At 43.4% G+C, this 22341-nt stretch carries 15 protein-coding genes and 2 rRNA genes; 15 read left to right on the forward strand and 2 right to left on the reverse strand.

All coding sequences use genetic code 11. The features are described 5' to 3' along the window. Positions 1 to 158 precede the first annotated feature (158 nt). The 7 genes from J6836_RS00345 to megL all read left to right on the forward strand — a co-directional run bounded on the left by J6836_RS00345 (position 159) and on the right by megL (position 9885). A 23S ribosomal RNA gene (locus tag J6836_RS00345) occupies positions 159 to 3244 on the forward strand. A 141-nt stretch (positions 3245 to 3385) separates the two neighbouring features. Further along, a 5S ribosomal RNA gene (rrf, locus tag J6836_RS00350) occupies positions 3386 to 3501 on the forward strand. A gap of 1913 nt (positions 3502 to 5414) precedes the next feature. Next, a complete protein-coding gene (locus J6836_RS00355; RefSeq protein WP_219245960.1) occupies positions 5415 to 6206 on the forward strand; it encodes an endonuclease/exonuclease/phosphatase family protein in 792 nt (263 codons plus the stop codon). Positions 6207 to 6266: 60 nt separating this feature from the next. Beyond that, the gene (locus J6836_RS00360; protein WP_219245961.1) at positions 6267 to 6851 is read left to right on the forward strand and encodes a DUF1287 domain-containing protein; all 585 of its coding nucleotides are present in this window, start codon (positions 6267 to 6269) and stop codon (positions 6849 to 6851) included. Between the two features lie 222 nt (positions 6852 to 7073). After that, positions 7074 to 8261 carry an NAD(P)/FAD-dependent oxidoreductase gene (locus J6836_RS00365; RefSeq protein WP_219245962.1) on the forward strand — a complete coding sequence of 396 codons (1188 nt, stop codon included), beginning with the start codon at positions 7074 to 7076 and terminating at the stop codon, positions 8259 to 8261. A 13-nt stretch (positions 8262 to 8274) separates the two neighbouring features. After that, positions 8275 to 8667, forward strand: coding sequence for a hypothetical protein (locus tag J6836_RS00370; RefSeq protein ID WP_219245963.1), 393 nt, complete (start codon positions 8275 to 8277; stop codon positions 8665 to 8667). Between the two features lie 15 nt (positions 8668 to 8682). Beyond that, complete coding sequence (megL, locus tag J6836_RS00375) at positions 8683 to 9885, forward strand: methionine gamma-lyase (protein ID WP_219245964.1); 1203 nt, start codon at positions 8683 to 8685, stop codon at positions 9883 to 9885. Between the two features lie 56 nt (positions 9886 to 9941). Here megL and J6836_RS00380 read toward each other — a convergent pair whose 3' ends face one another. Beyond that, entirely contained in the window at positions 9942 to 11309 is a 1368-nt protein-coding gene (locus J6836_RS00380) for an amino acid permease (protein ID WP_219245965.1), read from the reverse strand. Between the two features lie 173 nt (positions 11310 to 11482). Here J6836_RS00380 and queE point away from each other — a divergent pair, with 173 nt between their 5' ends. After that, entirely contained in the window at positions 11483 to 12154 is a 672-nt protein-coding gene (gene queE / locus J6836_RS00385; protein ID WP_219245966.1) for a 7-carboxy-7-deazaguanine synthase QueE, read from the forward strand. Between the two features lie 63 nt (positions 12155 to 12217). Here queE and queD read toward each other — a convergent pair whose 3' ends face one another. Then, positions 12218 to 12583 carry a 6-carboxytetrahydropterin synthase QueD gene (queD, locus tag J6836_RS00390; protein ID WP_219245967.1) on the reverse strand — a complete coding sequence of 122 codons (366 nt, stop codon included), beginning with the start codon at positions 12581 to 12583 and terminating at the stop codon, positions 12218 to 12220. A gap of 364 nt (positions 12584 to 12947) precedes the next feature. Between queD and cysJ the strand changes: the two genes are divergently transcribed. The 7 genes from cysJ to cysC all read left to right on the forward strand — a co-directional run bounded on the left by cysJ (position 12948) and on the right by cysC (position 22222). Next, positions 12948 to 14753 (forward strand): NADPH-dependent assimilatory sulfite reductase flavoprotein subunit, encoded by a 1806-nt coding sequence (gene cysJ, locus J6836_RS00395; RefSeq protein ID WP_219245968.1) that lies wholly within the window; start codon positions 12948 to 12950, stop codon positions 14751 to 14753. After that, entirely contained in the window at positions 14753 to 16486 is a 1734-nt protein-coding gene (gene cysI, locus J6836_RS00400) for an assimilatory sulfite reductase (NADPH) hemoprotein subunit (RefSeq protein WP_219245969.1), read from the forward strand. The genes cysJ and cysI overlap by 1 nt, the downstream gene beginning before the upstream one ends. Next, positions 16483 to 17217, forward strand: coding sequence for a phosphoadenosine phosphosulfate reductase (cysH, locus tag J6836_RS00405; protein ID WP_219245970.1), 735 nt, complete (start codon positions 16483 to 16485; stop codon positions 17215 to 17217). Before cysI ends, cysH begins: the two co-directional genes overlap by 4 nt. 586 nt (positions 17218 to 17803) lie before the next feature. Then, positions 17804 to 19216, forward strand: a complete 1413-nt coding sequence (cysG, locus tag J6836_RS00410; protein WP_219245971.1) for a siroheme synthase CysG — start codon at positions 17804 to 17806, stop codon at positions 19214 to 19216. A 14-nt stretch (positions 19217 to 19230) separates the two neighbouring features. Further along, complete coding sequence (gene cysD / locus J6836_RS00415) at positions 19231 to 20139, forward strand: sulfate adenylyltransferase subunit CysD (protein ID WP_219245972.1); 909 nt, start codon at positions 19231 to 19233, stop codon at positions 20137 to 20139. Between the two features lie 27 nt (positions 20140 to 20166). Continuing rightward, on the forward strand, positions 20167 to 21609 hold the full coding sequence (gene cysN / locus J6836_RS00420) for a sulfate adenylyltransferase subunit CysN (protein WP_219245973.1): 1443 nt from the start codon (positions 20167 to 20169) through the stop codon (positions 21607 to 21609). A gap of 4 nt (positions 21610 to 21613) precedes the next feature. Beyond that, positions 21614 to 22222, forward strand: a complete 609-nt coding sequence (gene cysC / locus J6836_RS00425; RefSeq protein ID WP_219245974.1) for an adenylyl-sulfate kinase — start codon at positions 21614 to 21616, stop codon at positions 22220 to 22222. Positions 22223 to 22341: the final 119 nt, after the last annotated feature.

Here is a 22341-nt window from a genome sequence, read left to right on the forward strand (position 1 = left end):
ACAATCTGGAACAAGCTGAAAATTGAAAACAACGCACATTGTTTATCGCTTAAACAATGTGAGAGTCTCTCAAAAATCTCAACTTGAAGATGTTGTCAACAGACACGAAACCGTCGGGTTTTGCGTCGACCGACATAAAAGACACCTTCGGGTTGTGAGGTTAAGCGACTAAGCGTACACGGTGGATGCCTAGGCAATCAGAGGCGATGAAGGACGTGCTAATCTGCGAAAAGCGTCGGTAAGGTGATATGAACCGTTATAACCGACGATGTCCGAATGGGGAAACCCAGTGCAATTCGTTGCACTATCGTTTGATGAATACATAGTCAAACGAGGCGAACCGAGGGAACTGAAACATCTCAGTACCTCGAGGAAAAGAAATCAACCGAGATTCCCCTAGTAGCGGCGAGCGAACGGGGAGCAGCCCAGAGTCTTAATCAGCATTAGCATCAGGAGAACGGTCTGGAAAGGCCGGCAGTAAAGGGTGATAGCCCCGTATCCGAAGGTGTTAGTGTTGTGAACTCGACGAGTAGGGCGGGACACGTGTTATCCTGTCTGAATATGGGGGGACCATCCTCCAAGGCTAAATACTCCTGATTGACCGATAGTGAACCAGTACCGTGAGGGAAAGGCGAAAAGAACCCCGGCGAGGGGAGTGAAATAGAACCTGAAACCGTGTACGTACAAGCAGTGGGAGCCCCATCACTCAAATGCCTCGGCAAGTGAGTGAGGGTTTAAACAACCACCACAAGAACAGCGCAGCATTTGCCAACAAGATTGGCTGATTTTTTCAAGCCGTCGCGCAGTGGACATTTAAGTCCATGAGCAACGGAAGTTAAAAAATCGGGCAAGGTTGACAGCAAAGGCAAGCGGGACATTTGAGGATGGGGTGACTGCGTACCTTTTGTATAATGGGTCAGCGACTTATATTCTGTAGCAAGGTTAACCGTATAGGGGAGCCGTAGGGAAACCGAGTCTTAACTGGGCGAATGAGTTGCAGGGTATAGACCCGAAACCCGGTGATCTAGCCATGGGCAGGTTGAAGGTTGGGTAACACTAACTGGAGGACCGAACCGACTAATGTTGAAAAATTAGCGGATGACTTGTGGCTGGGGGTGAAAGGCCAATCAAACCGGGAGATAGCTGGTTCTCCCCGAAAGCTATTTAGGTAGCGCCTCGTGAACTCATCTTCGGGGGTAGAGCACTGTTTCGACTAGGGGGTCATCCCGACTTACCAACTCGATGCAAACTACGAATACCGAAGAATGTTATCACGGGAGACACACGGCGGGTGCTAACGTTCGTCGTGAAGAGGGAAACAACCCAGACCGCCAGCTAAGGTCCCAAAGTCATAGTTAAGTGGGAAACGAAGTGGGAAGGCTCAGACAGCCAGGATGTTGGCTTAGAAGCAGCCATCATTTAAAGAAAGCGTAATAGCTCACTGGTCGAGTCGGCCTGCGCGGAAGATGTAACGGGGCTAAACTATGCACCGAAGCTGCGGCAGCGATATTTAGATATTGTTGGGTAGGGGAGCGTTCTGTAAGCCTGTGAAGGTGTACTGTGAGGTATGCTGGAGGTATCAGAAGTGCGAATGCTGACATAAGTAACGATAATGCGGGTGAAAAACCCGCACGCCGGAAGACCAAGGGTTCCTGTCCAACGTTAATCGGGGCAGGGTGAGTCGACCCCTAAGGCGAGGCAGAAATGCGTAGTCGATGGGAAACGGGTTAATATTCCCGTACTGGTGATAATTGCGATGGGGGGACGGAGAAGGTTAGGCTGGCCGGGCGACGGTTGTCCCGGTTTAAGGATGTAGGCAGGTGAATTAGGCAAATCCGGTTCACTATATGCTGAGGTCTGATGACGAGTCACTACGGTGGCGAAGTAGCTCATACCCCGCTTCCAGGAAAAGCCTCTAAGCTCTAGATTATCATTAATCGTACCCCAAACCGACACAGGTGGTCAGGTAGAGAATACTCAGGCGCTTGAGAGAACTCGGGTGAAGGAACTAGGCAAAATGGTGCCGTAACTTCGGGAGAAGGCACGCTGGCATTAGGTGAAGTGGTTTACCCATGGAGCTGAAGCCAGTCGCAGATACCAGCTGGCTGCAACTGTTTATTAAAAACACAGCACTGTGCAAACACGAAAGTGGACGTATACGGTGTGACGCCTGCCCGGTGCTGGAAGGTTAATTGATGGGGTTATCCGTAAGGAGAAGCTCTTGATCGAAGCCCCAGTAAACGGCGGCCGTAACTATAACGGTCCTAAGGTAGCGAAATTCCTTGTCGGGTAAGTTCCGACCTGCACGAATGGCGTAATGATGGCCAGGCTGTCTCCACCCGAGACTCAGTGAAATTGAACTCGCTGTGAAGATGCAGTGTACCCGCGGCAAGACGGAAAGACCCCGTGAACCTTTACTATAGCTTGACACTGAACATTGAGCCTTGATGTGTAGGATAGGTGGGAGGCTTTGAAGCGTGGACGCCAGTCTGCGTGGAGCCAACCTTGAAATACCACCCTTTAATGTTTGATGTTCTAACGTTGCCCCGTTATCCGGGGTGCGGACAGTGTCTGGTGGGTAGTTTGACTGGGGCGGTCTCCTCCCAAAGAGTAACGGAGGAGCACGAAGGTTGGCTAAGCATGGTCGGACATCATGCGGTTAGTGCAAAGGCATAAGCCAGCTTGACTGCGAGAGTGACGGCTCGAGCAGGTACGAAAGTAGGTCTTAGTGATCCGGTGGTTCTGAATGGAAGGGCCATCGCTCAACGGATAAAAGGTACTCCGGGGATAACAGGCTGATACCGCCCAAGAGTTCATATCGACGGCGGTGTTTGGCACCTCGATGTCGGCTCATCACATCCTGGGGCTGAAGTAGGTCCCAAGGGTACGGCTGTTCGCCGTTTAAAGTGGTACGCGAGCTGGGTTTAGAACGTCGTGAGACAGTTCGGTCCCTATCTGCCGTGGGCGTTGGAAGATTGAAAGGGGCTGCTCCTAGTACGAGAGGACCGGAGTGGACGCACCACTGGTGTTCGGGTTGTCATGCCAATGGCATTGCCCGGTAGCTAAGTGCGGAAAAGATAACCGCTGAAAGCATCTAAGCGGGAAACTTGCCTTGAGATGAGTCTTCCCTGACCCTTTAAGGGTCCTAAAGGAACGTTTAAGACTAAGACGTTGATAGGTTGGGTGTGTAAGCGTAGCGATACGTTGAGCTAACCAATACTAATGAACCGTGAGGCTTAACCTGACAACACCGAAGGTGTTTTAGAGAGATTGAGTTGATTTTCAAAGAACGTGAGAAGCCGAAAGGCGAAGGATACACAGCTTGTTCAAGATTGAAGTTCTGGTTTAGTGAGAAATAACGCTAAACGGGAACGAACCGAATTTGTCTGGCGGCAATAGCGCGGTGGTCCCACCTGACCCCATGCCGAACTCAGCAGTGAAACGCCGTAGCGCCGATGGTAGTGTGGGGTCTCCCCATGTGAGAGTAGGGAACTGCCAGACATTAAATTAGTGAGAAAGCCACCCAATGGGTGGCTTTTTTGCGTTTGAGGGAAATAAAAATGACGCAGTTTACGGTAGTTGAGCTGTTCGGTATGCTTCGCTTTGTTTACTCTGCCCGTTATTTTTTATGGTTGAAAGAGGAAGAGACTCAAAAGCCATAAGTTAATCAATGATCCACTCAGCAATTAACTTATTTATCTAGGAAGTTTTTATCATTGTTATTCAATAATCCACTCAGCAACTAACTTATCTGTTTATGGTACTGTAGTTGAGTAAGTGAAGTTGATGTAGATTAGCGGGGATTCTTATTGTTGGCGCTGTCTTTTTAGCGAGGGTAAGGCCTGAAATGAAGCGATAAAGCCCCTCGTCAGTTAATCATAAGCTAATCAGTAGTTCACTTAGCAATTAAGGTGTTTATTTATGGCACTTTTTATCATCGTTAATCAATAATAGGCTAAGCAATTAACGTGTTTTTTGATGATACTGTGCTGCGTAAGTGAATTTGATAAAGATTAGCGGGGATTCCTATTGTTGGCTCTGTCTTTTTCAACGCTGGTAAAGTATGGCGATGACGCGACAAAGCCCCTCGTTAGTTAATCATCAGCCAATCAGTAGTTCACTTAGCAATTAAGGTGTTTATTTATGGCACTTTTTATCATCGTTAATCAATAATAGGCTAAGCAATTAACGTGTTTTTTGATGATACTGTGCTGCGTAAGTGAATTTGATAAAGATTAGCGGGGATTCCTATTGTTGGCTCTGTCTTTTTCAACGCTGGTAAAGTATGGCGATGACGCGACAAAGCCCCTCGTTAGTTAATCATCAGCCAATCAGTAGTTCACTTAGCAATTAAAGTGTTTATTTATGGCACTTTCTCTCATCGCTGAACAATAATTCACTCAACAAATAACGTGTTTGTTGATGATACTGTGCTGCGTAAGTGAATTTGATAAAGATTAGCGGGGATTCCTATTGTTGGCTTTGTCTTTTTCAACGCTGGTAAAGTATGGAGATGAGAAGACAAAGCCCCTCATTAGTTAATCATAAGCCAATCAGTAGTTCACTTAGCAATTAAGGTGTTTATTTATGGCACTTTTTATCATCGTTAATCAATAATCGGCTTAGCAATTAACAGGGGTTATCACGGTTTTTATCAGGTTAGCTTCCATTATCCTCCCTTTTCTCATTGAAAATCGTCCTCTGTATTTATGCCACTTATTGTTAATCAATAATTCACTCAGCAACTAATTTATCTGTTTATGGCGCTTTTGTAATTTCAACGTATTTGATAACGCAGAGGGGGGGCGATTTGCTTGCTCTTTTTGTTGATTTTTGTGACTAAAAGTGAAGGATACAAAAAGTGATAAGCGTATCAATAGTCTTCTAAGTGACTCACTTTGGGGTGTTATCACTGCTCTTATCCCGTTTATTTATCAGATTGAATACCTTTTGGATAGTGCTATTCTTCCAGTAATACACTTTTCCACTAATTCACCATTAACGATTAACTAGTGCCTTAAGGTATTTAATCCATTTATTCACGACTCCATATTTTCCCTTTGCTCTTTCTTGCAGAATATTTTGCCTGTATTGTTGTTATTAACCCCAGCTTTATTGCTACTTATACGCCTCATAATGATTTTTTGTGAGGTAAACCATGGAAGATCGTTAATTAAAAATTTTGTAGATGGATGGGACCTGTGAAGATAAAGTTATCAGACAGAATGTCTAGGCTGGCTGGGAAGGGGCTAACGATAAGAATAATTGCCTGAGAGATGATATGGTTGAGTGAGAGATGCCATTTACTAAATTTGATAAGCCATAATAAGGTGGATTTGGTATACTGAATCACAGGTACAAGTTATAAAGCGTAGAATTTATCATTTTATTGGAAATAATGTAGGAAGTTGAACTTGGCGAAAAGAACCTATTCTGTTCGATATATTGCAGGTCAACCCGCTAAACGTATTCAGCCGACGCCTGTTCACATGCTAGGGGACTCACTCCCAATTGGTTTACCTTTGTTTGCAGCTGGTGAAACACTGGATGTTGTTATATGGAACATTTATAAACAACAGCGGCCAAATTGGAAAGCAGCTTTAAGCGAGTTAGTAAAAGATCGCAAGTTGATCTTATTACAAGAAGCTCAAATGTCTCCTGAATTGATTTCTTTTGCCGCCTCCCAGCAACTTATTGCCGATCAGGTTCCCGCTCTTCCTTTTTCTCCCCACCCATCAGGGGTAATGACTCTTGCAACCGCGCATCCTATTTACTGCTGTCCGTTACGAGAAAAAGAACCATTACTTCGACTGGCTAAATCAGCATTGATTACGGTTTATCCCTTACCAAATGGAAAGCAATTGATGGTAGCAAATGTCCATGCTATCAACTTTAGCTTTGGGGTCGATGTTTATACAAGGCAACTGAATAAGCTTGGTATTCACATTGGTAAACACGTAGGACCTGTTATTTTAGCAGGTGACTTTAATGCATGGAGCCGACAGCGAGTGAATGCATTAAAACGATTTATTCGTAGCGTTGGGCTAAAAGAAATTACCTTTGATGAGGATTTACGGACTAAGGCTTTTGGCAGACCATTAGATTACATTTTCTATCGAGGGCTCAAAGCTATTGATAGTAAAGTATTAATTACAGAAGCTTCTGATCATAACCCAATTATGACTCGGTTTGATGTGTCCAGATAATTAAGATTTTCACACCTTATTTTTATTTGTTTTTATTGTAGATTTTATTCATATATTGATATGGAGAATATCTCTTTGAAAACGACACTGTTAGTTGTTTTATTATTGTCCCTCCCCCAGGCTGCAAGTAGTACTAATTTAGCCTTAGCCAAACATGCAGAAGAGCTACCTCGTTTAGTTATTTATGATCCTGCATATCGACAAATCGCCTACCCCAACGGAGATGTTCCTGAAAACTATGGTGTTTGCTCTGATGTCGTGATCCGTAGTTACCGGAAAATAGGTATCGATCTGCAACAATTAGTTCATGAAGAGATGAAAGCTAACTTTAGTAAATATCCAAGCCAGCGTATTTGGGGATTACGCAAAACGGATACTAATATTGATCATCGCAGAGTGCCTAATTTAGAAGTGTTTTTTTCACGTAAAGGTAAAAATAAACCCGTTACTAATGACACAAAAGATTATGTACCTGGCGATATTGTTACATGGCGATTAGACAATGGAAGGCCACATATTGGTATTGTAACTTCAGTAAAAGCGATAGATAAAAAAAATTATTTGATTATGCATAACATTGGTTATGGTCAAGTAGCGGAAGATGTTTTATTTAAATGGAAAATCATAGGTCATTATTCTTATTAGTATTTTTTTTTGGAAAAATGGTTACCGTGATGATAGTTTTTATCCTTAATTTATTCATAGGAATCTATACTTAGGTGTAATTAATTTTTCTTATTGTTTATGAGGTTATATTCAATTAATTATATTGGTAATTATTGAAATTAAACTATATTTATAAAGTATTAATTTGAAAATCTAATTAATAATATGCTATCAATTTTAATTATTTAGTTTGGAGATGTTATGATAAATATAGTGATAGTTGGTGGCGGTACTGGTGGAACTATGTTAGCAAATATACTATCCCGAAAACTCAACAAAGAAATTTTCTCCAAAAAAATAAAAGTTACTCTTATCACTGATAACCCAATTCATTATTATAAACCCGCCTTTATGTATGTTGCATTTAATCTATTTTTTAAAGACGAGCTGATGAGAGATCAAGGAGCATTATTGCGCCCTGAAATTCAATTAGAGATTGATAAAATTGAATCATTTGATTTTAAAAATAAAGAACTACACTCTAGAAGCGGAAAAAAATATAACTATGATTTTTTAGTTGTCGCCACAGGCTGTGTACCGAGACCAGATAGAATTGAAGGTTTGAAAGAGATAGGAAATAATTTTTATGCTTATGATGCCGCGAGGAAATTAGCGGATCAAATTGCTAAGATTGAAAAAGGGCGTATTTTTATTACAGTTTCATTTCCTGAAACACCAAACGTACCTCACCAATGTGGAATAGCACCAATGGAAACAACATTGATGCTTGATGAGTTTTTACGTAAACGACGAGTTCGGGACAATATCGAAATAGTTTATACCTATCCAACAGTTTCTCAGTTACTTAGAAATTGTTTGTTTTTGCAACAACCTGTGTGTGAAGCGATACCTGAAATTTTTAACATTAAAAATATTAAAGCACAGCGAGGTTTTACTTTAGATAAGGTTGATCCAGATAAAAAAATTGCTTATTCGAAAGAAGGTGATGAGCAACCGTTTGATATTTTAATTAGCACACCGCCAATTACTGCCGTTGAGGCTGTAGTAAATACGAATTTAAGTGAACATAAAAATGGCGAAGGTTGGTTGCCAACAGATCATGAAACGATGCAAGTGTATGGCACAGAAGGCGTTTATGTCATTGGTGATACGGTTGACCTGCCGATAAGTAAAGCCGGGGGAAGCTGCCATAATCAGGCTGCGATAATTGCCGATAATATTTGCGGGGAGCTCACATATGGATACCCTTCAGCAATTTATGATGGGCGTGTCCAAGCAGTGGCACAGATGGGGCTTAATGCAGGAATGCCATTACAGTACGATTATAAACATGATGTAATTCCGACTCCTGCAACGAAAGTGGGCGGACTATTAAGAAATGGTTTTAATCGAGGAATATATTGGGCTGCTATTCGCGGTTTAGTGTAATAGGGGAATAATCATGTCAAATAATGATCAACAAGCAAAACTTCTTGATTTACTAAATAGCGAACCTGCGAATCATTTAGCAGATAAAATAGCCCCATTATTATATTTACAGCGTTTTGACAATATCGTGGATTTATTATCTTTATTATCTGACCTCGTAGATATCATGGATACGGGGACGGTTGAAAAATTAGCGAATAGTTTTGAGGATACATTAACGCCAGTATGGGAATTAGGTACAGCTTATAATATGGCAAAGATGGAAGCCAAATATTCAGATAAAACACATAATTTTCGTTCTGTTTATAGTTTATTAAAAGATCCCGATACATTACGTGGAATTAGTACCGTTTTACGAACTTTACAAATTGTTGGTTCTCGATTGAATAAAGCCCAGGAGGGGTAATATTTCGGAGGTGGTATGATTTTAGATAAATTGCATTCTTTTGAAACTCGCATAATACATAATTATTATGATCCTGCTAAAAATTTAGGCTCATTAACTGCACCTATTTACCAGACATCAACTTATGTATTTGAGAGCGTAGAAGAAGGTGCAGCTTGCTTTAGTGGTGAATCAGATGGTTATATTTATACCCGTATCAATAACCCAACATTAAGTTTACTAGAAAAACGTATTGCAGATTTAGAGGGAGGGGAAGCTGGGATTGTGTTTTCTTCAGGTATGGGAGCGATAACATCAACACTTTGGACATTACTGAGCCCAGGGGATGAGTTATTGGTCGATATGACCGTCTATGGTTGTACTTATGCCTTCTTTCATCATGGCTTGGCACGCTTTGGTGTAAAGGTTCGTCATATTGATATGAGTTCACCAGAGAATATCGCTCGTGAGTTAACTGATAAAACACGCATTATATTTTTTGAATCACCAGCGAACCCAAATATGCGTTTGGTCGATATTAAGGCGGTGGTTGATGTTGTTCATCAATATCAACAAACTCATCAACAGGAAATATTCACGATAGTTGATAATACCTATTGTACGCCTTATATCCAAAGGCCATTAGAATTAGGGGCTGATATCGTTATTCACTCGCTGACCAAATACATGAATGGTCATGGTGATGTAATGGCAGGTGCAGTAGTCACGACTGAAGTTTTAGCGAAACAAATTCGATTGGTAGGGTTAAAGGATATGACAGGGGCTTGTCTTTCTCCACACGATGCGAATCTTGTATTACGAGGAATGAAAACGTTGCCTGTTAGAATGGAGCGTATTGTCGAAAGTACGCAAACAGTGGCTGAGTACTTAGAATCACACCCACAAGTTGCCCAAGTGATGTACCCCGGGTTGCCCAGTTTTGCTCAATATGAACTGGCTCAAAAGCAAATGCGATTATCGGGGGGAATGATAGCGTTTGAGCTTAAGGGGGGGTTAGACGCTGGTAAGCAATTTTTGAACCGTTTAAACTTGTTTGCTCGAGCAGTTAGTTTGGGGGATTGTGAGTCTTTGGCTCAGCACCCTGCAAGTATGACGCACTCAACGTATACGGCAGAAGAGCGCCAACAATACGGTATTAGTGATGGATTAATTCGGTTATCTATTGGGTTAGAAAGCCCAAGAGATTTAATTGAAGACCTTAAACAGGCATTAGCATAATGAACAAAGCCCAATATCATTAATGGTATTGGGCTTTTGACTATCTAACCTAAAAACTATTTGGTTTGAAATTTACGCATAATAAAAAATGTTACGCTGAGTATCGCAACCCACGCAAAGCCAACTAACAATGCCACTTGGGTATCTTTAAAAAAGCCCAGCAATGCAATAACGAACACCATAAAGGCGATAGTGATTGCAGGGCCTACAGGCCAAAATGGCACTGGGAATTTCAGTTTTTTAACCTCTTCTTTGCTCATTTGACGGCGCATCGCGACTTGGGAGAGTAAAATCATCAACCAAACCCAGACCGTTGCAAATGTTGCAATTGAGGCAATGATAACGAAAATTTTCTCAGGTAATAGGTAGTTGAGATAAACGCCAAGCAACATCACGACGGACATCACTAAAACAGTAACCCATGGCACACCATTTTTTGTCAGCTTGGTAAAGACTTGCGGTGCTTGTTTGTCTTGCGCCATGCCGTACATCATGCGGCCTGCGCCAAAAATGTCACTGTTAATTGCAGAGATTGCCGCGGTGATGACCACCACGTTTAAAATATTAGCGGCGGATGAAATATTTAAACTGGAGAAAATTTGCACAAATGGGCTGCCATTTTGACCAATTTGGTTCCATGGATAGATACACATCAGGATAAATAACGTTAATCCATAGAATAATAAGATGCGAAGAGGTACCGCATTAATCGCTTTCGGTATGGTTTTTTCTGGGTTTTGCGCTTCACTGGCCGTGATCCCAATGACCTCAATACCACCGAATGCGAACATAACAATGGCAAGGGAGGCAATCACCCCTGAAATACCATTTGGCATAAAGCCGCCATGCTCCCACAAGTTTTGGATACCAACCGCATGATCTGTTTCTTGGCCAAAACCGTAAAACATTAAGAATGTTCCGCCAATAATCATCGCAATAATGGCTGACACTTTAATGATGGATAGCCAAAACTCCATTTCACCGAAGATTTTAACGTGGCATAGATTCAGTGCACCGATGAATAACACAATGCTTAATACCCATATCCATTGGTCAACATCCGGGAACCAAAAGCCCATATACATCCCAAAAGCGGTGATATCTGCTAAGCAAACAACCAGCATTTCAAAGACATAGTTCCAGCCAGTCAAAAAGCCTGCGAGGGGACCCATATAATGGCTGGCGTAGTGTGAGAAAGAACCGGGGACAGGATGATGCACGGCCATTTCACCTAAAGCGCGCATGACCATAAATACGGCTGCACCGCCAACCATATAGGCTAGCAGAACTGCAGGACCCGCAGCTTGAATTGCGGATGCGGAACCATAGAATAAACCAGTCCCAATCGCCGACCCTAAAGCCATAAAGCGAATGTGCCTGACACTCAGTCCCTTTCTGAGTTGGTTTGTTTGACTACTTTGCATGTCTTTTCCTGTCTTTTCTTAGGAGATATCGTTCCGAATATAGTTTCGGTATTGTTTATTAAGTTGGACGTACATTATTGAACCCAAGGTGGCTACATTATCACAAACTCCCTTGTTCGTGAGATAGATATCTGCAATATAATGTCCACTTAGTTAACTAATTTAGGAGTGATATGAAATACCCAATTAATGAAATCTTCCAAACATTGCAGGGTGAGGGGGTTTTTACAGGTGTTCCAGCCGTTTTTATTCGTTTACAAGGCTGCCCAGTAGGGTGTAGCTGGTGCGATACCAAGCAAACGTGGGAAAAAAAACAAGATAAACAAACCACTCTGGGTGATATTGCATTAAAGACACTTGATTCAGATACATGGGCAATGGCCGATAGCTATGCATTGATCCAGTTAATGAAAGCAAAAGGGTTTACCGCAAAGCATATTGTGATTACAGGGGGAGAGCCTTGTATTTATGATTTAACACCACTGACGGAGTCATTAGAACAAAGTGGTTATCAATGCCAAATTGAAACCAGCGGGACTTACCCTATTCAATGCTCAGAAAAAACATGGGTGACGGTTTCACCAAAAGTGGGCATGAAAGGCGGGCTTGAGGTTTTAGTTCAGGCAGTTAACAGAGCAAATGAGGTGAAGCACCCGGTTGCACGGGAAAAAGATATTGAGGCACTCGATGCTATTTTAGCATTGCGTACATCAGATAACCCGCCAATTGTTGCACTGCAACCGATCAGCCAAAAAACGGCCGCCACTAAACTGTGTATTGAGACTTGTATTCAGCGTAATTGGCGTTTGTCCATTCAGACTCACAAATATTTGAATATTCAATAATTGATACCCCAGTCATAAAAAGTGATATGGCTGGGGTAAAACAGCACTAAATAATCATATTATTTAGGCTTCCTCGCGATAAACACAGCCTGCAGTGCAGGTTTCCTTTACCGTAACCGCGCTGAGTAATGGTAAACGTGGTTTAGTTTGTTGCCAAATCCACTGTGCTAAAACTTCACTGGTTGGGTTCTCTAAACCTTCAATGTCATTCAGATAATGATGATCTAGCTGTTCCAAAATCGGTTTAAATATCCCTTTGACATCAGAAAAATCAATGATCCAGCCACTGTGTGCATCGACTTCACCAGTAATTTCCAAACGCACCATGAAAGAATGCCCATGAAGGCGCCCACACTTATGCCCCTCTGGAACATGGGGTAATTTGTGTGCAGCTTCAAAGGTGAAATCTTTATAGATAGTTGTGCTCATAAGTGGCTCCTTAATGTTAATAAACAGCGCATTGTACTGTATTTTTCGCACAGATTGTCGTTATTTGCCAAATTATAGTTAACCTGTTTTATCAATATGATCCATCGGGTAATTCATTTAGGCTTTTTAGTTATGATTTATGGCTATCGTTTCTTATCCCGTTATTGACGGTTGTTATAACCTAATCGTATACCCTGCATATTGGAGGTAACACGGCATTTTTTGCTTTGTTACCTGAATTATTTAGGGGAGCGATTGAGCGATAGGTTGTCGATCTTTTCCGAGTGAGTGGCTGTACCAATTAGCCTACTACACTCGTTTGTGAGAAAAATTCAAAGATGAGCGACATTGGGGTTACAGGATAATGACAAAAAAACAGCCGCCATTAGCATTGCTGCCAATATCAACTGAGCAATTAACGCGTCTACAAACTGCGGTCGACGATTTTTCATCCCATCAGCTCGCGTGGCTGTCGGGATATTTATGGGGAATGGTAAACCAAACAGCACCCACAGATATGTCTGTGGGTACCCCTGTTGCGGCTCAAGAAACCGTGACGATTATTTCTGCATCGCAAACGGGGAATGCCCGCCGTTTATCGGAACAGCTTAGAGAGCGTTTAGTTGGCGAAAAAGTTAATGTCAATTTAGTGAACGCAGGCGACTATAAATTTAAGCAAATTAACCAAGAAAAACTGTTGGTTATCGTGGCATCAACCCAAGGGGAAGGGGAACCCGCAGAAGAGGCGGTTGCGCTTTATAAATACCTATTCTCGAAAAAAGCCCCTGATTTATCACAAACGCAATACGCGGTATTTGCACTGGGGGATTCTTCTTATGAAAAATTTTGCCAAGCAGGTAAGGATTTTGATTCACAACTTGCTGTGTTGGGCGCGAAATCATTATTTGAGCGAATTGATGCGGATGTGGAATACCAATCCATTGCCGATGAATGGGTTGAGAACCTAACGAGCGTTTTGAAAGCGCGCGTACCAGCACAAAGTGACAGTCAGCTGTTGTCTGCACAAACGGGTAGCGTGAACGAAATTCACACATCACCGTACAGTAAAACTGCACCATTAACGGCATCGCTGCTCAGTAACCAGAAAATCACTAGCCGAGATTCACAAAAAGACGTGCGGCACATTGAAATTGATTTAGGGGATTCTGGGCTGCGTTATCTACCGGGAGATGCGCTAGGCGTGTGGTTCGATAATGACCCTGCTTTAGTGGATGAGCTGGTGGCATTACTGTGGCTGAAGGGCGATGAAGACGTCTTTATTGGGACTCAACGCCACTCTTTGCGTGATGCACTGATTTACCAATTAGAGTTAACACAAAATACCCCTGTGATTGTGGAAAAATACGCTCAGCTTTCTAAAGACGATGCGTTGTTATCGCTGATCAGTGATAAGCCAGCTATTTTGCATTACGCACAAAACACGCCAATTGTGGACATGGTACGCCAAGCGGCATCTCAGCCAAGTGCACAAGAGTTTATTGATTTACTGCGCCCATTAACGCCCCGTTTGTATTCCATTTCATCTTCTCAGTCAGAGGCTGAAGATGAGGTTCACGCAACGGTGGGGGTAGTGCGCTATGACATTGATGGTCGCCCGCGTACCGGTGGAGCATCAGGCTTTTTAGCTGACAGACTCAATGAAGGTGATGAGCTACGTATTTTCATTGAACACAATGATAATTTTCGTTTACCTGCGAACCCAGAAACGCCTGTCATTATGATTGGACCAGGAACAGGTATCGCCCCATTCCGTGCATTTTTACAGCAGCGGGATAACGATGGTGCAACGGGTAAAAACTGGTTATTTTTCGGTAACCCCCATTTTGTTGATGATTTTCTATATCAAGTGGAATGGCAGCGTTATGTGAAAGATGGCTTATTAACACAAATTTCTTTGGCTTGGTCGCGCGATCAACAACAAAAAGTCTATGTACAGGACAAGTTGCGCGAGCAAGGGGAAGCGGTGTGGCAATGGCTGCAAGAGGGCGCACATATATACGTCTGTGGCGATGCAAACCGAATGGCGAAAGATGTTGAACAGGCTTTATTGGATATCATCGGTCAGTACGGCAACATGGACGCTGAAGCCGCCGATGAATTTTTAAGTGAGCTGCGCGTAATGCGCCGTTATCAGAGGGATGTTTATTAATGAGCAATGAACAGCAACAAAAACCCTTAATCGTCGAAGGCAAATTGGCCGATAGCGAACGTATGAAGCAAGACAGTAACTATTTGCGCGGTACCATTAAGGAAGACTTAAAAAATGGTTTAACGGGCGGCTTTGATGGGGACAATTTTTTATTAATCCGCTTTCATGGTATGTATCAACAGGACGACAGGGATATTCGCGCTGAGCGGGCAGAGCAGAAATTAGAGCCTCGCCACGCAATGATGTTACGCTGCCGCTTGCCAGGGGGAATTATCACGCCGAAACAATGGCTTGATATTGATAAGTTCGCCTCAGAGCACACGTTATATGGCAGCGTACGCATTACTAATCGGCAAACATTTCAGTTTCACGGCATCCTTAAAGGGGATGTGAAACCTGCCCACCAAATGTTAAGCCATGTCGGATTGGATGCACTCGCCACGGCAAACGATGTTAACCGTAATGTGTTATGTACATCTAACCCTGTGCAATCAGAGCTACATCAGCAAGCTTATGAATGGGCAAAGAAAATTTCTGAGCATTTATTACCACGAACCAGCGCTTACGCTGAAATTTGGCTAGATAAAGAAAAAGTGGTGACAACGGATGAAGAGCCAATTCTAGGGCAGACTTACTTACCTCGAAAATTTAAAACCTCGGTGGTGATCCCGCCGTTGAATGATGTAGATTTACACGCCAATGACATGAACTTTGTGGCAATTGCCGAAAATGGCGAGCTGATTGGCTTCAATGTGTTAGTGGGCGGCGGATTAGCGATGACTCATGGTGATACTGCAACATTTCCACGCTTAGCCAGTGAATTTGGTTTTATTCCATTAGATAAAACGCTGGCGGTCGCGGAAGCGATTGTCACCACTCAGCGTGATTGGGGTAACCGTACTGAACGCAAAAATGCCAAAACCAAGTACACCTTAGAACGTGTTGGCGTCGATACATTTAAAGTGGAAGTTGAAAAGCGCGCAGGTGTGAGTTTTGAACCGATCCGCCCTTATGAATTTACTGAGCGCGGTGACAAAATTGGTTGGCTTAAAGGGATCGACAATCGTTGGCACTTAACGTTATTTATTGAAAATGGTCGATTGATTGATTTAGAAGATAAGCCGCTGAAAACAGGCGTTGCAGAAATTGCGCGTATTCACCAAGGGGATTTTCGCTTAACGGCTAACCAAAATCTTATTGTGGCGGGTGTGCCTGAAAGTGAAAAAGCGACCATAGAAGCCATCGCGAGAGCCCATGGTTTAATGAGCGATGCGATTACACCGCAACGTGAAAACTCCATGGCTTGTGTTTCTTTTCCGACATGCCCTTTGGCGATGGCAGAAGCTGAACGCTTTTTACCTGAATTTACGACCCATGTTGAAAATATCATGGCGGCGCACCATGTGGCGGATGAGCACATTGTTCTACGCATTACTGGCTGCCCAAATGGGTGTGGAAGGGCGATGCTGGCGGAAGTCGGGTTAGTTGGGAAAGCGTTAGATAGGTATAACTTACACCTTGGTGGTAACCGCATTGGAACCCGTATTCCTCGCATGTATCGCGAAAATATTAGCAGTGCAGAAATTTTATCCATCCTAGATGAGCTTATTGGTGATTGGGCGAAAAACCGCTTAGCACAAGAGGGATTTGGTGATTTTCTGATCCGCACTGCGGTGGTGAAACCGGTGCTAAATTCCGCCGTGGATTTCTATGAGGTTAAGGAGGCGGTATGAGCCGACTTGAGCTTTCAGCGTTACAGGGGTTAGATAAAGCGCAGCAAACGGCGTATTTATCTGAGTTGAATACCCAACTGGAAAATAAGACCGCGCAGCAGCGCATTGAATGGGCTGTAGAACACTTACCAGCGCAATTTGTCTTGTCATCCAGTTTTGGTATTCAAGCGGCGCTCACCTTGCATATGGTGACGCAGGTATTGCCTGAAATACCCGTGATATTGACCGATACAGGTTATCTTTTCCCTGAAACCTATCAATTTATTGAGCAATTGACGCAGAGACTTCACCTGAATTTACAGGTGTATCGCGCTAAACAAACACCCGCTTGGCAAGAAGCAATCTATGGGCAGCTTTGGACGCAAGGCCTTGAAGGAATTGAGCGTTATAACCAATTGAACAAAGTGGAGCCCATGGAAAGAGCCTTAAATGAGCTACAGGCGCAGAGCTGGTTTTCAGGGTTAAGGCGAGAGCAATCCGCAAGCCGTGCAAATTTATCCGTGCTTGGCATCGGCAAAGGGATTTTTAAAATCCTACCTGTAATTGATTGGAATAATAAGCAAGTCTATGAATACCTAACAAAGCATAACTTGCCATATCACCCGCTGTGGGAGCAGGGTTATTTATCCGTTGGGGATACTCATACAACTCGCAAATGGGAAGCGGGTATGAATGAGGAAGATACGCGTTTTTTTGGTTTGAAGAGGGAGTGTGGGCTTCATGAAAACTAAATACTCGTCATCCCCGTCATATTTCAAACCGCAGCGTTGTTGTCCGCACTCAGCTACCTTAGTCACATACTTGTGTATGTTCCTAAGGATATCTTCGTTTGACGCCTAGCTGCAATTTGAACTATTTAGGGGAGGATCCCACATGTTGTTCAAGGTGCAGGATTGTTGGCTACGTGCATTCGCGCTAGTCACATACTTATGTATGTTCCTAGCGACTCATTTACTTGCTGCCTAGCGACAACATGAATTATTTAGAGTATGGGTTAGTCCTGATTTAAAGCATAGTTTGAGTTTAAAATTTAGATAGTTATAGATTTAATAAAATATTTGTTTAATTACAAAGGGATGTCTGTATTTAAAAAATGGATATCTATTATTTTTTATAAATAATTAATAAAAACAAAGTTTAAGTTAAGTTTGGGTTATTTGGTGTTTTTTGACTTGGTTTCTTGTTGATTAAGGGGTATTTGGCTTATTCCTTTCAGTTACAAGTCATATTTTTTTAGCATTTCAAACCTTAACTTTTACACCATATAGTCAATTTTATGTTTCATATAATTTGTTTGTATAACGATGGGTGAGCAAGATGGATTATTTACCGTTATTTGTTGATGTACGTACGCGCAAAGTGGTGCTAATTGGCGGTGGCGTAGTGGCTGCGCGCAAGGCCGAATTGCTCATCAAATCACAGGCTCAACTTGTGGTGATCTCCCCGTCGTTATGTCCTCAATTACAAACGCAATACCAGCAAGGCCACTTTGAGTGGTTAGCGCAAGAGTACCGTTCTTCGTTGCTGGATGATGCTTTTTTAGTGATTGCAGCAACGGATGACGCGCTCCTCAATGAAACGGTGTTTTACGATGCCAATGAGCGCAAAATTTTCGTCAACGTGGTTGATGACCAGCCGCTGTGCTCGTTTATCGTCCCTTCTATTATTGACCGCTCGCCAGTAATTGTAGCGATTTCCTCTGGGGGCACTGCTCCTGTGTTGGCGCGTCTACTCAGAGAAAAACTGGAAACCATGCTGCCATTGTCGTTAGGCAAAATGGCAGAAATTGCAGGGCGTTGGCGGGGGAAAGTTAAAGAGACGCTAAGCAATATGCGAGAAAGAAAGCGTTTCTGGGAAAAAAGTTTTAGTGGTCGCTTTGCTTCTTTAGTGGAAAAAGGGCAGTTAAGTGAAGCGGAACAACAACTTGAGCGCCAACTTTATGAACAAGACAACCGCGGTGAGTTGATTTTAGTTGGTGCAGGTCCCGGTGATGCAGGACTGCTGACACTAAAAGGGCTACGAGTATTGCAAAGTGCGGAGGTGGTTTTATACGACCATTTGGTGAGCGAGGAGATCCTCGAATTGGTACGCCGTGATGCAGACAAAATTTGCGTAGGTAAACGGGCGGGGAACCACAGCGTTTCCCAAGAAGAAACCAATGAAATGATCGTGAAATTTGCTCAGCAGGGTAAAAAAGTCGTGCGGTTAAAAGGTGGTGACCCGTTTGTTTTTGGTCGTGGTGGCGAAGAATTGCAAGTTGCTGCAAAGGCGGAGATCCCCTTCCAAGTGGTGCCTGGTGTAACAGCCGCAATCGGCGCGACGGCCTATGCAGGTATTCCGCTTACCCACCGAGAGCATTCGCAGAGCATCACGTTTATTACTGGGCATTGCCGTGAAAATGGCGCGGATCTGGATTGGCAGGCATTGGCTCGCGGTCAGCAAACGTTAGCGATTTATATGGGCACCGTAAAGGCGGCCAATATCAGTGAGCAATTGATTAAATTTGGCCGTGGGAGTGACACCCCTGTCGCTGTTGTGGGGTGTGGGACGCGGCGTGACCAAAAAGTGGTAACGGGCAAATTGCATGATCTCGACGCACTTGCTCAACAAGCCCCTGCACCTGCGTTGATTGTCATTGGCGAGGTTACGGCATTACACAACGAACTCGCATGGTTTGGTTCGCAAACAGAAGATATCCGCTGGCGTAGTGCTGTGCTGGAACTGGCTTAATGATGGAGGTTATTGTGAACGAGAAAAAATTGACCCACTTACAGCAGTTAGAGGCAGAAAGTATTCATATTATTCGTGAAGTCGCCGCCGAATTTGCGAACCCTGTGATGCTGTATTCCATCGGAAAAGACTCTTCTGTGATGTTGCATTTAGCGCGTAAGGCCTTCTATCCCGGGAAATTACCGTTCCCATTATTGCATGTGGATACAGGGTGGAAATTCCGCGAAATGTATGAGTTTCGTGATGCGACGGCGCAAAAATATGGTTTTGAATTATTGATCCACCGTAACCCTGAAGGGGAAAGGTTGGGGATCAACCCCTTTGTGCATGGCAGTGCAAAACACACGGATATTATGAAAACCGAAGGCTTGAAACAAGCACTCGATAAATACGGTTTTGATGCAGCTTTTGGCGGAGCACGGCGTGACGAAGAAAAATCCCGTGCAAAAGAGCGGATCTACTCATTTAGAGACCGATCTCATCGTTGGGATCCGAAAAACCAACGACCTGAACTTTGGCACAATTACAACGGGCAGATCAATAAAGGGGAAAGCATTCGTGTATTCCCACTGTCGAATTGGACAGAGCTGGATATTTGGCAATATATCTACTTGGAAAATATCGATATTGTTCCACTATATTTTGCGAAAGAGCGCCCAGTGATCCAGCGAGATGGCACTTTGTTGATGGTGGATGATGACCGCATTGACTTAAAAGTAGGTGAAGTGATCAGCAAGCAACAAGTGCGTTTTCGAACGTTAGGTTGCTGGCCACTAACGGGGGCTGTTGAGTCCCAAGCACAAACATTGCCTGAAATCATCGAAGAAATGTTGATTTCGACCACCAGTGAGCGACAAGGGCGGTTGATTGATAGTGACCAGTCAGCATCCATGGAGCTAAAAAAGCGCCAAGGTTATTTTTAATTCGCAAGATAAGATGGGGAGCAAATTATGGCACAAGTCGTTTATAACGAATCAATCGCGCTGCAAATTGAGCAGCAAGGCGGCGTGGAACCTTACTTACTTGCGCAGCAACAAAAAGGGCTTTTACGCTTTCTCACCTGCGGCAACGTGGATGATGGAAAAAGTACATTAATCGGGCGTTTATTGCACGATACCCGACAAATCTATCAAGATCAGCTCACAACGCTGCAAAGTGATAGTAAGCGGCTGGGAACCCAAGGGGAAAAGCTTGATCTCGCCTTGCTGGTGGATGGCCTTGCCGCAGAACGTGAGCAAGGGATCACCATCGATGTGGCATATCGCTATTTTTCGACGGAAAAACGTAAGTTTATCATCGCAGATACCCCAGGACATGAGCAATATACCCGCAATATGGCGACAGGTGCATCAACTTGCTCACTTTCTATTTTGTTGATCGATGCTCGAAAAGGCGTACAAGAGCAAACACGTCGCCACAGCTTTATCAGTACACTACTGGGGATCCGCCATTTGATTGTTGCGGTGAATAAAATGGATCTGGTGGAATACAGTGAAGCCGTATTCGACAAAATTAAACAGGATTACCAACAGTTTGCCACTGAATTACCTGTTGAATTAAATGTGTGGTTTGTACCAATTTCAGCGCTTGATGGTGACAATATCGTTAACCCGAGCGAGCAATTACCTTGGTACCAAGGGGAAACGTTATTATCTATTTTAGAAAGCGTGCAGGTTGAGCAAAAGGCCTCCGAGCAAGCGCTGCGTTTCCCTGTGCAATATGTGAATCGACCCAATTTAGATTTTCGCGGTTATAGCGGTACATTATCGTCAGGCATTGTCCAAGTCGGGCAGGCCGTGAAAGTGCTGCCATCGGGGGCAACGGCCAAGATTAAAGAGATAGTGACATTTTCAGGCTTGCAGGATTTCGCTATACCCGGTGAGGCCATCACGTTGGTGTTGGATGATGAAATCGACATTAGCCGCGGAGATTTAATCGTCGCAGAAAACGAAAACTTGCAAACCACGCAACATGCGTTGATTGATGTGGTGTGGATGGCGGAACAACCCCTTGTTCAAGGCCAGCAGTTAGATATTAAAATTGCGGGAAAACGCAGCCGTGGGAAAGTCGAAAACATTCAATACCAAGTGGATGTGAATAATCTCACCCAAAAAGTCGCTACGGAATTGCCATTAAATGGTATCGGTTTGGTGGAATTTTCCTTTGATGAACCTTTGTTGTTGGAAAACTACCAACGCAACGCTGACACGGGTGGCATGATTTTTATCGACAGGCTGACGAATGTGACGGTGGGCGCTGGGCTTGTACGAGAAGCACAAGAGCCAACGTTTGAGGCAACGGGGGAATTTAGCGAATTTGAAATTGAGCTTAACCAGTTGATCCGCCGACATTTCCCTCATTGGGGCGCTCGGGATGTACTGGGTGGGAAATAAACCAATGACTCAAGATAACAATATTGTGTGGCACCAGCATGCGGTGACTCGCCCTTTGCGGGAAAGCAATAATGGCCATAAAGGGGCTGTATTGTGGTTTACTGGGCTATCTGGGTCGGGTAAATCGACACTGGCGGGGGCGGTTGAACACCAGCTGGCTTCGATTGGCGTGAAAACCTATTTATTGGATGGCGATAATATTCGTCATGGGTTATGCCGCGACCTTGGGTTTAGTGAGGCTGATAGGCAAGAAAACATTCGGCGAGTGGGTGAAGTTGCTAAATTAATGGTGGATGCGGGGTTAGTAGTAGCAACGGCGTTTATTTCGCCTTTTCAATCGGATCGACAAAGTGTTCGTGAATTATTCGAACCAAACCAATTTTTTGAGTTATACGTTGATACGCCCGTCGAAGTGTGTGAACAACGTGACCCGAAAGGGTTATATCAACAAGCGCGAGAAGGTAAAATTAAGCAGTTTACAGGGATTGATTCCCCATATGAAACACCCTTAAGCCCTGAATTACGACTTGATGGGCAGCTACCTATCTCCGATTCTCTTTCTCAGATTATTGCACTATTGCTGCGCAATAATATCATTCAAATGGATTATTAATGCCACTTAGCTATCATCTTAAATCCCAGTTTTTTATTTTTAGTGATAAAATTAGGTGATAGTTAAGGGTTACAAATCCGATTTATTCTGACTTTTTAATATAATTTTTTGTCACAGTA

It is taken from the genome of Providencia sp. R33, from assembly GCF_019343475.1.
In the GTDB taxonomy this organism is placed as follows: Bacteria; Pseudomonadota; Gammaproteobacteria; order Enterobacterales; family Enterobacteriaceae; genus Providencia.